General features: G+C 47.2%; 17 protein-coding genes. 1 reads left to right on the top strand and 16 read right to left on the bottom strand.

Features of this window, described 5'->3' with window-relative positions:
- Positions 1-131: 131 nt before the first annotated feature.
- From OXN25_03650 to OXN25_03640, 3 genes are all read right to left on the bottom strand, one after another.
- Positions 132-1,973, bottom strand: coding sequence for a lamin tail domain-containing protein (locus tag OXN25_03650; GenBank protein MDE0423948.1), 1,842 nt, complete (start codon positions 1,971-1,973; stop codon positions 132-134).
- A gap of 218 nt (positions 1,974-2,191) precedes the next feature.
- On the bottom strand, positions 2,192-3,097 hold the full coding sequence (locus OXN25_03645) for a hypothetical protein (GenBank protein MDE0423947.1): 906 nt from the start codon (positions 3,095-3,097) through the stop codon (positions 2,192-2,194).
- Positions 3,098-3,117: 20 nt separating this feature from the next.
- Positions 3,118-3,930, bottom strand: coding sequence for a hypothetical protein (locus tag OXN25_03640; GenBank protein ID MDE0423946.1), 813 nt, complete (start codon positions 3,928-3,930; stop codon positions 3,118-3,120).
- A gap of 264 nt (positions 3,931-4,194) precedes the next feature.
- Between OXN25_03640 and OXN25_03635 the strand changes: the two genes are divergently transcribed.
- Positions 4,195-5,283: a transporter substrate-binding domain-containing protein gene (locus OXN25_03635; GenBank protein ID MDE0423945.1), complete on the top strand. Its 1,089-nt coding sequence runs from the start codon at positions 4,195-4,197 to the stop codon at positions 5,281-5,283.
- Positions 5,284-5,292: 9 nt separating this feature from the next.
- Here the strand turns inward: OXN25_03635 and OXN25_03630 are convergent, their stop codons facing one another.
- From OXN25_03630 to OXN25_03570, 13 genes are all read right to left on the bottom strand, one after another.
- On the bottom strand, positions 5,293-5,454 hold the full coding sequence (locus OXN25_03630) for a hypothetical protein (protein ID MDE0423944.1): 162 nt from the start codon (positions 5,452-5,454) through the stop codon (positions 5,293-5,295).
- A 30-nt stretch (positions 5,455-5,484) separates the two neighbouring features.
- Positions 5,485-6,015 (bottom strand): PCP reductase family protein, encoded by a 531-nt coding sequence (locus OXN25_03625; GenBank protein MDE0423943.1) that lies wholly within the window; start codon positions 6,013-6,015, stop codon positions 5,485-5,487.
- A gap of 44 nt (positions 6,016-6,059) precedes the next feature.
- Positions 6,060-6,938, bottom strand: coding sequence for a P-loop NTPase (locus OXN25_03620; protein ID MDE0423942.1), 879 nt, complete (start codon positions 6,936-6,938; stop codon positions 6,060-6,062).
- Positions 6,939-7,051: 113 nt separating this feature from the next.
- Positions 7,052-8,323 (bottom strand): PQQ-binding-like beta-propeller repeat protein, encoded by a 1,272-nt coding sequence (locus tag OXN25_03615; GenBank protein ID MDE0423941.1) that lies wholly within the window; start codon positions 8,321-8,323, stop codon positions 7,052-7,054.
- 57 nt (positions 8,324-8,380) lie between these two features.
- A complete protein-coding gene (locus tag OXN25_03610) occupies positions 8,381-8,812 on the bottom strand; it encodes a hypothetical protein (GenBank protein MDE0423940.1) in 432 nt (143 codons plus the stop codon).
- Between the two features lie 33 nt (positions 8,813-8,845).
- A complete protein-coding gene (locus OXN25_03605; protein ID MDE0423939.1) occupies positions 8,846-9,409 on the bottom strand; it encodes a BglII/BstYI family type II restriction endonuclease in 564 nt (187 codons plus the stop codon).
- 20 nt (positions 9,410-9,429) lie between these two features.
- Positions 9,430-10,416: a site-specific DNA-methyltransferase gene (locus tag OXN25_03600; protein MDE0423938.1), complete on the bottom strand. Its 987-nt coding sequence runs from the start codon at positions 10,414-10,416 to the stop codon at positions 9,430-9,432.
- 445 nt (positions 10,417-10,861) lie between these two features.
- Positions 10,862-12,772 (bottom strand): universal stress protein, encoded by a 1,911-nt coding sequence (locus OXN25_03595; protein ID MDE0423937.1) that lies wholly within the window; start codon positions 12,770-12,772, stop codon positions 10,862-10,864.
- Positions 12,773-12,809: 37 nt separating this feature from the next.
- Positions 12,810-13,073, bottom strand: coding sequence for a hypothetical protein (locus OXN25_03590; GenBank protein ID MDE0423936.1), 264 nt, complete (start codon positions 13,071-13,073; stop codon positions 12,810-12,812).
- Between the two features lie 5 nt (positions 13,074-13,078).
- The gene (locus OXN25_03585; protein ID MDE0423935.1) at positions 13,079-13,720 is read right to left on the bottom strand and encodes an SCO family protein; all 642 of its coding nucleotides are present in this window, start codon (positions 13,718-13,720) and stop codon (positions 13,079-13,081) included.
- Positions 13,721-13,741: 21 nt separating this feature from the next.
- Positions 13,742-14,077 carry a cytochrome C oxidase subunit IV family protein gene (locus OXN25_03580; GenBank protein MDE0423934.1) on the bottom strand — a complete coding sequence of 112 codons (336 nt, stop codon included), beginning with the start codon at positions 14,075-14,077 and terminating at the stop codon, positions 13,742-13,744.
- A gap of 14 nt (positions 14,078-14,091) precedes the next feature.
- A complete protein-coding gene (locus OXN25_03575; GenBank protein MDE0423933.1) occupies positions 14,092-14,742 on the bottom strand; it encodes a cytochrome c oxidase subunit 3 in 651 nt (216 codons plus the stop codon).
- 52 nt (positions 14,743-14,794) lie between these two features.
- Positions 14,795-15,064 (bottom strand): hypothetical protein, encoded by a 270-nt coding sequence (locus OXN25_03570; GenBank protein MDE0423932.1) that lies wholly within the window; start codon positions 15,062-15,064, stop codon positions 14,795-14,797.
- Positions 15,065-15,086 lie beyond the last annotated feature (22 nt).

Below are 15,086 nucleotides of genomic sequence, written 5' to 3'. Positions count from 1 at the left end.
GGCCCTCTTAAGATGCGGTTAGAATGCACGTCGCATAAATCAAAATCAACGGTATGAATGCCGTATGGCATGAACCGGGGGCGAGTCCGCCGCAAAACTGCACCTAGGGGTCTTTGCGTGCACAAGTCCTATTAATCTTGAGATTTCAATCCTGCCCACCGAGTGGTGAGTTTGCCATTGGCAGAGATTGTCCCCTTGAGCCGACTGGTAACTAAGATTTGTCGTTCTCCGGCAAAAGATACGTCCTCAATCTGGTAATAGTAGACAACATTTGGCTTGGCAGTTGTGTCTGTCCAGATATAGATATTCCGTTCTGCTGTTGTACCTGCACCGGGGATCAGTTGTGTATTGATAATTTTGAACACACCCGTTTGGGTTTGACTCCGTAGGATATTGAATCCGGCGTTGTCCACCTCGGATTCGGTGGTCCACTTGATGAGAACTGTCCCCATCGCCGTGCGTTCGGGTCGGAAGTGAGAGAGTTGGACAGGAAGTGCCCCGCCGGCGTGGATACCGGGACTGCCGTAGTCGTTACTGAGACCGTACCAAGTTTCAATTTTCTTTTTAGATAGGTACGAGAAGTTGGTTTCCGCCGCGGGTATCCATCCTTTTCGCTGGGTGCCATCGCGGCCTATCCCGCTGCCCGAATATCTTCGGACGATTGAAGTGCGGTCGCCATCTTTTGTCCAGCCATTGGGCAGTTGCCATGTGGGTTTATCAGCAGTCCGGATTCTTCCATCCAGGTTTCCGACTTTGTCGGCGAGTTCATTTTGCCCATCAACGAGTTGGATGTGGAATCCTTTGGTTGGATGCAAAAAAGGGTCGCGCCGGCTGTTCATACCAAATTCAGTTGCAAGTTCTGCATAGACATCGAAGACGCGGGTAGATTTAAAGTGCGTGTTATCTGAATTCCTACCGCGTGCCGAGACGATTAGCATTGTCTGCCTCGGGGGAATGGTTTTGACGTTGCCCTTATTTTTAAAATTAATCGTCCCGAAGCGCGAAATCGTGGTCCACTCTGGATCGTTATAGTTTTCAATAATCAACTCCCAACCGTCATCAGCATCAAGGACAACAGTTTCGGTATCAGAGTTGTTAAAAATTTCGATCCACTGGATTTCGTTTACCCCTTCATCAGTAGCGAACATAATCTCGCTGATAGTTACTTTCCCATTGAGGTCTCTAACGCTTCCTTGCCGAATTGTTTGGGGGCCCACGGTATACGTGCCTTTCCGGAAAATATAGGTACCAGTAGGTGTCGGATCAATTACGACCACTTTCACATTTGGCCCGGGGACGATTGTCACCGTCCAGACTTTTTTCGTGGCATCGGATGAGAGCCCATCCGTTGGAATATATCCACCCTTGACATCAATATCTGTGCGCGTCAGCGTGATGGCTTTCGTTGAGGTTAAGGTAACGGTAAAGGGGCCCTGACCGCTAATAGACATATCGTCGGATAAGGTGAGGGGTGGTGCGGCACTCCGCACTATGTTGACGATTATTATGTCAGCGGGATCAGTAGCTTCCAGCCCCTCGACGCTCTCACCGACTAATCTACCAGGGGTCTTCGCAGCATTGCGTACCACCCCTATGCGGACCCTCTCAATATTTTCTTCGGCAATGATTGTCACTGTGTAGACACTACCATCAGCATTAGAGGAAACAGACGCGGCACTTGCTCCGCCCTCCACAATGTTGCCGCTGCTATCTGCGGCAAACAATTCGATATCATCAACACCAAAGCCGGTTACCTCAGCATTCGTACCTTGATCCTGAAACGTGACAGTTAACTCGAAGGGAACCGACTCAGCTCTGATGCCGTATACCTGTATACCCGTTGTGTCCTCATCCACATCTGTTACCGACAGTACTGGTGTCACAACTGCTGTTGCGGGTATTGCGAAGAAAGCGAGTCCGGAGATGAGTAACACAGCAAAAACGAAAGCGTACAGTGATTTATTAAAGAACACGATAATTTTCCTCCTCCAAGCAAGATCGACGCAGAAATGTGTTTTGGACTTTGGCTTGGTGGTCTTTTCTCGTTAAGGGCTGTTCTCAGTGAGTTACGAATTTGGAAAATCTTTCCTTAAGAGGAAACGTTATTTTTCGTAAGGGGGTTACAAAAAATGCTCCGATGGATGTGTTAATATTTTGTTGGAAGTTCGGAGGGCAGTGTGATAGAAAAGGATTATTGTTGCGATTTCCACAAGTAGTTTATGTTGAATTTTGCTGTCTCATCAGCATCGACTACCCCTTCGAGTCGCACTTTTAGGTCTAAAAGTTCTGCGGACTGCGTTGGATAGAAAAACTGAATGCCTGTTTCGCCACCGGTGCCGATGAATTGTGCGAAACCGGTTATATCGCTATCTGTTAACTGTTTTCCATTGATCGTAACCGTTACGCCGCTCTCGCTAAGGGTCGGTGGTGCTTCAGGATTCGTTCCCTCTGGGTAGTATACCCAGATAATCCATCCGTGTCCATCATCTGAACTCCCATTATTATCGTTGTTGTTATTATTGTTTCCATCGTTTCCGTTATTGCCGTTGTTATTACTGTTTCCATCGTTTCCGTTATTGCCATTGTTATTATTACCGACGCCATTATTATTGCCGTTGTTATTACTGTTTCCATCGTTTCCGTTATTACCGTTGTTATTATTGCCGCCGTCGCCGTTATTATTATTATTATTTCCATTGCCCCTGTTATTGCCGTTGTTATTATTATTATTTTCACTACTTCCGTTTGCGCCCGTTAACGCCTGGGTAATCGTGGCTCTCTCTGCGCGCAAAATAGGGTTCCCTTCATGATAGAAGACATAAACGCGTCTCTGAGGATAGATATGAACAGCATGCGGATTGATGGCATTCACGCCGTTTCCGGCTTCAGGTCTAAGTCTTATGCAGGTAGAGTCGAGGTCGTCCTGAAAGCAGACGACATTTCCATCCGTTGCGACAAGATAACGGTCTACCTCGTGATCCATCAGCACGGAACCTATATAAGGCATATCGGAGCAGCCTGTGATACTGAAAAGGGTAATGAGAATGCCGAGGCTGAATTTTAACGCTTTACGCATTTCTAACTTTATTTTTTCCATAACGTCACTCCCATTAGATATTATTGCAGTGGATATAACTTGAGGATATTTGTGGCACCGTTAGATTCTACACTCTCGGCGTTGATGTGGAATGTTGCTATATTGCCTGGAACTACCCCCACGACTTGAATCGTTATCTCAGGGGTCTCAGTTTCAGCAGAAAATTGGACACCGCGCTTGCCGTCATAAGTGTCAATTTGTGCGAAGTTGACGATTGGTATATCTCTTCGCCTATTTGTCCCAATTGTCGATCCTTCGACGATCCTGATGTCGAGTCCACTGGTTCGAAGGGTTTCCCCACGATTTGCTTCCCGGAATGTGTTTGGGTAGTATATTTGAAGAGTCCAGCCTTTTGGAACAGCGTTTCGATTAGTATTGTTCGGATTACTCACATTTGCGGGCAGTTGTGCTCTGCCGGATTCAACCAATTCCTGCACGATTTGGGTGGTATCCATGAGTCTCTTCGCTTCCAAAAGCGTGCGCCCTTGGTAATCAAACACATAGACGATGTTTGTTGGATGCACATGAACAGTAGGTGTATAGTCTATATTCATCGGATCAATTTCTGTCTTATCTAACAAAAGTTTTACACAGACGGTATCAAACCCATCTTGAAGACAGACGGTATCTTGTTCAATTGCGTTAAGATACTGGTCTACATGCCCGACAGTGAGCATTGGACCGGTATACGGGACATCGGAACAACCTATTATACTGACAAAAATAATTAAAATACTGCTGACAGAACTTAGAAGTGTGGCTAAGGTATGCGTGTGTACTTTATCGCAATCTTGAGAAAATACATTGCTAATTTTCATATCTATTTTTTCCATGATGCTGCTCCTTTATTGAACAATCGTATCTACACAAAAGGCACATAAGTGAACCCAAACGCTATAAATAAACGATGGATACCGATGTTAGGTTTCATTAAAACCAAGGGGGCGTTTTGTGCTTGACTTGACTCGTAAGGAGTTTTATACTGTATGTGAGGATAGACTCGACTTTAGTTGGCGAAACTTTCCACCGTGCTGGCACGGTGTAGTCAAGCAATGCCAACGTGAGTTTAAAAATAAAAATGCAAGAGGTAATTTTTTGTGAATAGCCGATTCAGATACACAGTAATCGTTGCCAGCCTGACGCTGTGCTTCATCGCGTCCGGGTGTCAACAAATTCAGAAAATAATTTCACCTATCCCCCCTGCAATGCGGGAAGCCGATGGGAGTGATAAACGGATTGTCAATGTCGGTTTTTATGCCCATTTCGCGCCAATCAGTTACAGCACTAACTCGGATCCAGTTTCTGACGGTTTCAATACCCACCTCGGTTATGAGTCAGATTTGTTAACGGCAATCGAAGCCATGGAAGGGACAGCTATCTGTTTTTCTCGAAAGGGGATCGCCGAGTGGTCAAACATCTGGCTGAAGGCTGCCGAGCCGGGATACGATCTGATTGCTGGCGGTATCACGATCTTGGATTCTCGGAGACACGATGTAACTGGTACGCCGCGAGTTGCGTTTACATCGGGACATATCGTGTTCCGGCAATCGCTGTTAGTTCGTGCCCAAGATGCGGATCGATTGTCCACCTACGCTTCACTTCGGCGGGATGTCAAGGTAGGGGTGCTTTCGGGGACAACAGGTGAATCCCGTTTACTTGAAATCGCTGGTATTGTTGATGTCAGAGGTGTTCTTGTCGCGGGGACACGTATCGAGACACTACAAGGCACCCTTATCGCCGATGGCACAGACGCTTACCAGATTACTGCAGCGGGTGCTTCCGCAAGTTTAGCGGGTAGACGCATGCTTTATCCACCGTCAGATAACATGCCGCAGGTGATTTATCTTGGCGATGCTGTCGGTGAAGCGGCATTATTTGAAGCCCTTGCAGATGGTAGCATTGACGCGATCGCGAGAGGCGAAATCGGTAATCGAGAAGGTGCCTCGGTGTCCGATGGTGCATTTGTTGTCACTGCGCTTGATGAGCAAGTAGAATACGGGGGGTTTACACTTGCGCACGGAGACACAGCGTTGTTGGCGGCTCTTAACACATGGATCAATTATCTCACCGATGACCAAAACATTGGATACGCGCAGTGGTCAACGGATCCGAAGGTGTTTCTCCGTCGCGCGGAGATGTGGAATGCTTCAGGGAAAGGTAAGGAAAACGAGAAGATAAGTGCGTAGCATGCGTTGCTATTTCACGCCGACCTGTCTTCGGAGCAAGTTTCGCGATCTCTCACTTTTGAATGGGTACAAGAAGACTCCAGTAAATTTCCGCATGAGTCCCGGTTCAAACACGGCTTTTGGATTTGAAAAAGTTTTATAGCCAATGAAACCGCCTTTATAGCGTCCCATGCCGCTATATCCGACCCCGTTGTTGCCTGCTCAGAACTGTGCGGGGAAGTTACCGCGGGCGGCATCCATAACTTCACCTGTAATTTCGTCATGCCCGTTTTCTTTTGCAAAACTTTCAATTCCCATCTTCGCCATCGGACGGACGAAACTCGGTATCCGCTCCAAACGTTCTAATGCCTCCACACTCCAGACGGGACCGGTCGATTCTTTAGGCGGGGACTCCTCCTCGAATGCCTCGGAGATGACGGAAGTGAAGGGACATTTTCCACCTTCAGCGGTTTCGCCTGAACTGGTTTCTGGCGAAAACATATTAGGCATTCGTTCACCCTTTGCCGTCTCTAATTGTGAACGCACCAACTGCATCGGTTGTGCTGCTTCATTGGAACCACCGAGTTGGAGGTCCAAGGACTTTAGCATTTGTGTCTCCGATGGATTGAGGAACATGGCGATCTCAGTAAAACAATCAGGACATTCAAAAAGTGCCGTCACAGAACCTTGCTCCGGTCGGGTTACGTCTTTAAATTTCATTGCTGTGTCACAGTCTGTACATAAAAATTTCATTTTTTATCTCCTTCAGCTACAACGGACAACCACAAGGGTTGCCTCTACGCAAAAAATTCTTGGATTTTTTTAGCGACTTGCAGGAGTGCCTTGCTTGCAGGTGCATCTGGATATTCATTAAGATAGACGGTTCCGTTGTCGTTGGCACGTGCGAGGCGTGGATCAAAGGGAATGTTGCCGAGGATCATTTTTTGCAATACGTTATCAAGAGACTTCTCGGTATCAAAGAGACGTTCCTCCTCGCCGCAGTGCTGACAGACGTAGGAAGCCATATTTTCGACAACGCCGATAATGGGAACCTTAAGAATATCCCTTGCCATCGTCACCGACTTTTTAACAATCAACTGTGAAACTTCAGAGGGGATTGTCACAACAACGACTCCGCCGAGGTTCGGGATAAGTTCTGCTACATTTGGAAGCCGGTCCGTACCGGGCGGCAGATCCAGGAGGAGATAATCTAATTCACCCCATTCGGTGTCAGCGATGAATTCCCTAAGTGCGCCAACCTCCATGGTGCTGCGCCACGTAAAAGCGTCCTTTTGGGTATGTGCATTCCAGAGTACAGGTGCATCGTCTTCCGCTAAGAGCAGGTCCATGGAGATAAGTTTGGTGCCGAGGGGGGTGATCGCCGGTTTGACCCCTGCAGGCGTGTATTCCACCGTAGCATCTCGGACCCCCATCATCTTCGCCAATGTCGGCCCATTGATGTCAGCATCAACCACACCAACTGTGTTCCTCTTCAATGTGAGCGCGGTGGCGAGATTGGCAGCGACTGAACTTTTACCAACTCCTCCTTTTCCACTCATAATCGCGATCGTGTGTCTGACAGCGGCGAGGCGTTTCTGGAGACGGTCTGCTTGTGCTGTGACTTGCCCGATAATATTGGAACCGGCATCGTTCGGCAACTCGTTATACGTCTTCATCTTGGTTTTCTAAAATTAGTTAAAGAACCTGCTTTAGGTTTGAAAAAGTTTCTTAATGATTGAACATCTGCAAGGACAACGGACGCAGCAGCTCATATTGAAACGTTAGAAAATCATTCGCCGCTACCGATTGCATAGAGTGCTTGATAAGTACGCAGATAGAGTGTCTCGTCAGTAATGACAGGAGATGCAGCAATAACTTCGTCCAGAGAATTGCTGGCGACGATTTTAAATTCCCGTCCGGTTTTGACAACAGTGATAACCCCATCTCGAGAGGTGAGGTAGATATATCCATTCGCATAGACAGGTGAGGCGCGGTGCCGATGTCGATGCGTTCGTTCGCGATAGAGTTGTTCACCGGTTTCGGCATCAAGGCATATCAGGTCTCCATTCTCTCGACAGAGATAAACCAAACCGTCGTGGATAACGGGAGACGGCACATCGGGTGTCCCTTGTCGGAGTTTCCAGCGTTGCCATTTACTGTTCGTGACATCCCCTTGTGCAGCCGGATCAATGCCGACAACGGGTCCATTTTTCGCCGATGGCACGACGATCAATCCTTCAGTTGCGACAGGGGTAGCGACGAATCGGAGCGAATAATTATAGCTGGCTTTCGGATTTAAGTCGCCACACCGCCAGATTTCGCCGCCGTCTTCAAGGCTGTGTGCGGTTACATAATCCGCACCGTGTACAACGAGGTATTCACGTTCTGCGTCCCGGTAGAGAATAGGGGAAGTATAAGCGTGTTCGCACTCCTCAGTTGCGTCGCTTTTGCGGTTATGTTTCCAGACCTCTTCACCGGTCATTTTGTCGAGCGCAAGGACAAGCCAAGCGTTGCTGTGAATGAGGTGCATATAAAGTCGGTCTTTGTCAAGGAGTGGCGTGCTTGCCATGACAAAATAGAGGTTGAACCTGCCATAACGTTTCGCAATATTGGTGTGCCATACCTCATTGCCTTGAAAATCATAACAGACGAGATCCCCTGTTCCGAAGAATGCCCAAACGTGTTCGCCATCGGTCACTGGAGAGGGTGCAGCAGAATTGCCTTCACCGCCACGGACAATCCGGTTGCCGTGTGCTATCGTCCGCCTCCAGAGTTCCTCGCCTTTGGTGCTGATACACATCAAAACAAGGGCATCGCCTTCTGCTGAAGTGAGAAAAATTTTGTTTCCCGAGACGACAGGCGTGGAACCGGCTTCACCGGGAAGTGGCAGTCGCCATTGGACATTTTCGGTTTGACTCCAATGGAGAGGCACCTCAGTGGCTTGGCTGATTCCGTCGTTGTTTGGGCCGCGCCACTGGTGCCAGTTACCGGCAAAACTGTTGGCGACAAAGACAAGAACCGCGAGTAGGCATATTAGCGTATTTTTTAACGTCTGATACATGGTGAGCCTCCATTTTAATGGCTTATGGTAGATGGTGATTAGCGGTTAGTAAAAGTTTTAATGACTCTCGTCCGTCCATAAGCCACGCTCGTGCCCGTTCCATTGGTATGGAACTATTTTCGATAAAGCACCTATATTGTATTCTGGAAATCGATAGCCTGCCTCTATCACATAGCCTTCGTTTGTGAAAACAGGAAATTCGAGTTTCGTGAGGGTATCAAAAGGTTCAATTTCCAGCCATACATCGAGTTCACCTTCCACTGTTTTGTAGATTAAGTCAGCGGAATGGCTTTCATGCTTGAGGATCATTATCGTCCCCGACTGTCTGACTTCTCCGTTAGACGAGCGGACCTTCAAAGCGACGACAAGATCTTCTGGTGGCGGCGGACTTGACTGGATTTTGAACCATAACCCTCGGTGTGAACCTTCTGCAGCACCTTCAATTGGGCCGAGAATTTGGAATGTGACCGTTGGAATTTCGCTCATCATTTATCTCCCGTTTTAAACAATAAATAATCTTGACTACACATCAATACCAAGAATGAGGACCGGGATATCAATATCAGCAACGCCTCGCTTTTCTAAATCCCACACGAACTGCTCAAAATACGAAACTCCGGTAGACATATCATCAGCAAAAGATTTCACTGGGACAATCTCAATTCCGGCATCAATGAAGCCTAAGTTACGAAAAATAGTCATTTTGGCACACACGTTATAAACCATAAATGCATACTTTCCAAACTGTACCTCTATCCCAAGACGCTCTTTTAGAAAGTCTATTTCTCGATATGCGGAGCGCATCTGTTTCGGTAAATATCCAGGGCGGTAGTAGTCTGTTGAATAGTGGCATGTTACGCGTTTCTTCTGCCACCCCTTGGATCCAAAACTGTGGGCAAAAGCACGATTAAGGTTAGCAGGACTATACAACATTTTACCCGGCATGGTGATCTCCTTACTTTCTTTAATCTTGTGGTGTGCAGCATCAACAGAAGCAATAATATCCTCAACCTCTTGTAACAGGTAAGGGTGCGTCCGTTGGATGGAATCTCCATCATTGAATGAATATTCAGCAGCAATAATCACGATCATTCCGCCCTTGCTATCTATTTCCAATCTAAAGGCAACTGTGCGACACGTTCTTTTCCTGTTGGCTGGTGAATGGGCTTTCCTAACGGACGGAGCGGTAATGTGCCTTGGGTAAACTTTTGTATTCTCTCACGAGTAATAGCCACATAGGTCGAATCCTGTTCAGCAGCAATCGCCCTTCTGTTATGTTGTAAGGCTCCGATGACCGTCGATCCGACACCACAATACGGATCTAAAACAACACCTTTTGGCTGTGTAAGTGCTAAAACACACCGCTGGACTAATTCAACCGGGAACTGGCATGGATGTTCAGTTTTCTCTGGGTGGTTCGCCTTTACGTTTGGAATATCCCAAACTTCATCTTCCCAATCCTGTTTGACCACATCCCAAATATCAGAAGGGTTCTTCCCAAGTGGGTTTCCCGAAAGCTGACCGCGTTTTGGACCTTTGAAGTGTCGTTTGCCGGGGTATTTCGCGGGAATTCGCACTGGATCAAGATTAAAGATGTATTCGTCAGTTTTGGTAAACCATAAGATGACCTCATAGCGACCCGAGAACCGCTTTTTGCAGTGTAAACCGTGATTAAATCGCCAAATAATTCGATTCCGCAATTTTAAGTCAAAGTGTTTAAAAATTTCATAAAAATAAATATCAAGCGGAAAAACCTCACCTTTTTGGACGTAATTGCCAACTTGCCAACAGAGACTTCCAGTAAGGGCAAGTACCCGCTCTATTTCCGCAATTATAGGTTCCATATCTTTTAGATATAACGCTAAGGACGTTCTTTTTTCGTATTTTTTTCCTATGTTGTATGGCGGGGATGTGATGACGAGATCCACTGAACTTGATGGAATATTTTTGAGGAGGTCGTTACAATCCCCATCAAAGAGGACAACATCCACATCCGCGTGATATGTGTCTGAAACTGTAATCTGACGGGGTTCATTTAAGAAGACATCCGTCGTAAAGTCAGCTGTCTTACTACGAGAATCTTGGGATCCCATGTAAATCTCCTAAAAAAGATGTATCAATCGACAAAAACTACTTATAACCCAAGTTGCTACTTACAAGAATTTAGACAGGCACACTTCGTTTTTCACTGAAAACTGCCGAGGATCCAAGCATTTTGTAGCGTAAACTTTTAGTTTGCGCCCTGAGATGCACAATCTATGAAGATTATGCTACAGAGTGGCAACCTGCGTTATTTACTAAAGTTTGGACACTTGTAGCATAGCCTATTAGGCTGTGCATCCGTGTTCCTGATTTTTTCGCAAGGTTGTTCGCAAAAATCAAACCCGTAAGAAAAGAACCCAAGGACACCCTCTCGGACCACAGCCTAACAGGCTATGGTACAAAAGAGATGATCTGTTTAACAAACAATCTGGGACATCTGCAAAAATTGTCCAAAGTTTAGTATTCAATATAGACTAACAAATGATTTAGAGGATATCAATCCTGATTTGATTGCTGATAGTACTGCCCAAGGACTTCATTTGCCAGACTTCTGCCGTCCTCAATGACGTGAGCGGCGAAATCAAGCGTAACTTCGGTGACATTGTTCTCTTGTGCTCGCTGTTCAATGCGCGTCTGGGTGATATTCCGCATGAATCCAGCAGGTACTAAGTTCAAACGTTCAATGGCTTCTTGAGTCCATTGCACTGGACTCTTAAAACTTTGTCCGACCTCAGCAGCGTTCTGGGAGTCTGCTGTCTGTGACTGCACGGCCCTGAGTTCAGGGGCATCCTCACGCACAGCTGCGGCTTCACCCATACTGTCGTTAATGATCTCGGTTGCAAAGGCGTTGGTAATCGTCCCAATCTTTTGGGAACGTGCCGACTTCTCGATTCGCGCTTTGACGTTTCGGCGCATATAGCCGCGGGGTACACGACGAAGTGCTTTTTTCGCTTGTTCTGACCACTGGAGCCGCACACCATCAAATGTTTCCTCTTCCGCAGCACCACCTTCATCCACAGCGATATTTTGGAGTGAACCTTTATCCACCATCTGGAACCGTTCTGGCGCAGCACTACAGACGGGACACTGGACGGGTTGTTGGTTGTGGGCAGCGTAGCCGCATTCGCCACAAATGTACGTCTGCACGGCCTCGGATTCCAAGACTTTCTGCTCGGCGATTTCCTTTGCGACGCGTGTCAGTCTCTCAGAGGCACGCTGTGGCATAATTGCCTCCATCGCCTTGTCAATGACGCTTTCGGTGATGACCGAATGCCCGCGTTCGATGGCAAACCGATGAACAGCGGTCTTCGCGATACCTCGCACGAGAGGCGGGGCTTTCTCCATTCTATCCAACGCTTCCTGCGTCCAGACGAGTATTTCCTCTGCTTTCACATCAATCTGTGGGAAATAACGTTGACTGACTAAAAGCACATTACAAGGTGCCAGGCGTAAGAGGTTCTCAGCGGTGCTACCGATGTCCGCATCCTCTTCACAGTGAACTCCGATTCTGCCTAAAACCAGAAGCCACGGATTTGTCTTTCGGGTGTATTGTAAAATCTTTTCGTAGCCTTTCCCATCGAGCAGCGTAATTTTTAGATTGTAGCCGTGTTCTTCTTTTGCGATAGAGCGAGCAACCTCAAGATGCGACTGATAGATTTTTGCCAATCCGGTATCAATAACCTCTTCGTGAAGCTGCTCCTGTTCCTTAAATCTGAAAGTCCGTGCGGCACGTTCTGTTAGCACATTGACGACGGAATTGAAAACGATATAGTGAAGATAGGGATCGTAGACCCCAACGGCTTCGACCTGTTTGTTGAATTTCTGTCCGAGTTGGATAGCGGTTTTCAAGCCTGAGAAAGACTCCGGACTTCCATCAATACCGACGAGGATATTTCCCTCATGTGCTTCAATGGGGTCAAGGTCTCGAACAACGAGTGTGTCGGTATTAATACGGCGGACAACGCGCTCACAGACCCCGCCGATGAGACTATCCTTGACGGCACCCATACCGAGCGCGCCCATAATTACGAGATCGTAGTCGCTCGCCTTGATGTCCTCAACGAGTTTGATGTAGTGCTTGCCTTCGGGCATTTTCGCTTCAAATGGGATGTCAAGTTCGATGCACTTCTGCTTCATAACCTCCAGATAGGAATCGGAGATGAGTTGTAACCCCATGGTAATGAGCGTATCGTGAATTCGGCGTTGTTTTTCGAGTTCAACTTCGTCTTGGTACTCCTCTGGAAGGGTGTACTCCATCTGTTTAAAGCGGACATCGTGCATCTTTGCGGCGTAGACATGCGACCCCACCAATTGAGATCCGAACTTCTTCGCGAACGCTACCGCTAAGGCGATACTGGCATCCGAGTAGTCCGAATTGTCAACGGGTACGTAGATTTTTTTTATCATGTTTTTCCTCATTTTTTATTTTTTAGAAGAAAGGAACTCAATCTGCCTCGCTCTGTTCACGCGGTTTGTAGCGGGTCCCCAGAAAACCACCAAGTATATGAGCAATCAGTGTTGCGGGCCATAAATAAACCATTGCCGTCTGCCACTCCCAATCGAGGACAAAACGGCGGGCGACGATGTTAATGACGATCGGAATGTAAAGACACCGACTCCAAGGACGGCTTAATCTCTTAAAACGGACGCGAAAAAATCCGAACGGAAAGTGAACAAGAAAAGCGGCAACAGAGATTAAGAGGTTCACATCCATCACTTCTGTAGGAGTGTTTTAATGTCGCGCCGGAGGCGTAACATCGCCGGTTTACTCCGACTGTCATAGTGATCATAGATCTGCCCGTCCGATGCTACAAGAACAAACCGTGTACTATGAAGGATTTCACTTCCTTTGTGTCCGGCGGCTAAACTAAAACCGTCTTTCGCTAATTCGTAAATACCTTCCTTCTTGCCAGTGAGAAAGTACCAGCGTCTGTCATCCGCACCGTATTCTTTCGCATAGCGAGAGAGAACTTCTGAGGTATCCCGTTCAGGATCGACGGAGAAGGAAACGAAATAGACCGGGTCTGCGACGAATTCGGATTGGAGGCGCGCCATTTCCGAGGTCATTGCGGGGCAAATCGTTGGACAGTTAGTGAAGATAAAGTCTGCCACCCAAATTTTGCCCACCATATCCGATAACGCTAACGGCTTTCCCTGCTGATTGGTTAAACTAAAGTCAGGAACACTGACAGCAGTCTCTTTCGCTACCGTCGTCGTCTCCGGTTTGGTGTCATAGGCTGACCACAGAGTGGCACCTGCAATACCGAGAATGATAACACCCAACGCTACCCATATTAAGGTGCTTTTGTCGAGTCGGCGTTCAATTCTACTGGCATTACCGGTTTGTGTTTCCATATTCGGAGCCCAACCAGTCTGTTAGTGCGCTGATGTATCAACGACTTCTGTGGGTATTTCTATTCCGTCGAGCCTGTCCCCTGCGGTAAGGTCAGGCATCAGCATGATGACAAGAAAAACGCAAATAAGGAACGGCGTTATCACGATAGCTGCCAAAGTTTTCCGCTCAAACTTCAGATGCATGAAATAGATAGCGACCAAAGCGGCTTTAGAACTCGCCAACCCGATGAGCAGAATAGCCTTCAGCACAATCGAGTATTCCGGTATCGCCACAGCCACCTCAATAATGGTGAGTGCAAGAAGCCACCAGAAAATTTTAAAGTATTTTGGATGCTCTTTGTGTCCATTCTGTGCCATTTTTATTCCTCCTCTTACAATAGATAGATGAAGGTGAAGACCATAATCCAGATAAGATCGACGAAGTGCCAATAAAGCCCGACAATTTCCACTTCATGGTTAAACTCAGCCGTATACCGACCTGACCACCCATTTCTCAATATAACGATCAGATAAATGACCCCGCCTGTTACGTGCAATCCGTGGAATCCCGTGATGGCGTAGAAAGTTGGACCAAACAGCGTTGAGCCGCTAATCGCTGCACCTGACAACCCGTGGTCAGGAATACCGGTAAGCGTCAACCCATGGTGAATCAGATGGTACCATTCATAAGCCTGTAGTCCGAGAAAGATGAATCCACCTAAAATTGTCAACCCCAGAAAATCGCACATCCTTCCAACATTGCCGTTCTGAATAGACTCCAATGCCTTCACCATAGTGACACTGCTGCATATCAGCAGGAATGTCATAAACGCGGTCAGGTTAATGCCGAGGATCTCGTCGGGTGGGACCCAACCGACGATACCGGCACCTGCCCGAACCGCCGCATAAGCCGCCAGCAAGGCACCAAAGGACATGGTATCCCCGACGAGGAAGACCCACATGCCGAGTTTGCCAAGACTGTCCGGCGTAAGCGAAGGTTCGTATATGTCTTCAGTGTGATCTAAAGTGGTAGCGTGTTCCACTATATTTAACTCCTTTATTCATTATTAGTTGTCAGTTGTCGGTTGTTAGTTGTTAGTTAAGGAGATTTCTGATGCGTAGCATACTTTTCTTTAACCCACTACCGATGACCGATAACTTATAACCATTCCAATGTAAGAAAATCGTGCCGCCGACGAGCCCGAAAACCGTAAACGGCATCGCCATCATGAAAAGAATGCTCCAATTAAAACCTTTATTAATAGGATCGTCAAGATTTTTACAGCCCGGACATGCCTCAAGATATGTCGGGACTATGAGCATGACGAGTATCAAGATGGAAGTCCATAGAAAAAACCTTTTCATTTTTAGTCTTCCTTTCACGACC

It is taken from the genome of Candidatus Poribacteria bacterium (genome assembly GCA_028820845.1).
Classification (GTDB): domain Bacteria; phylum Poribacteria; class WGA-4E; order WGA-4E; family WGA-3G; genus WGA-3G.
The sequence above is the reverse complement of the archived record's forward strand: the minus strand, read 5'-3'. Positions and strand labels throughout refer to the sequence as shown.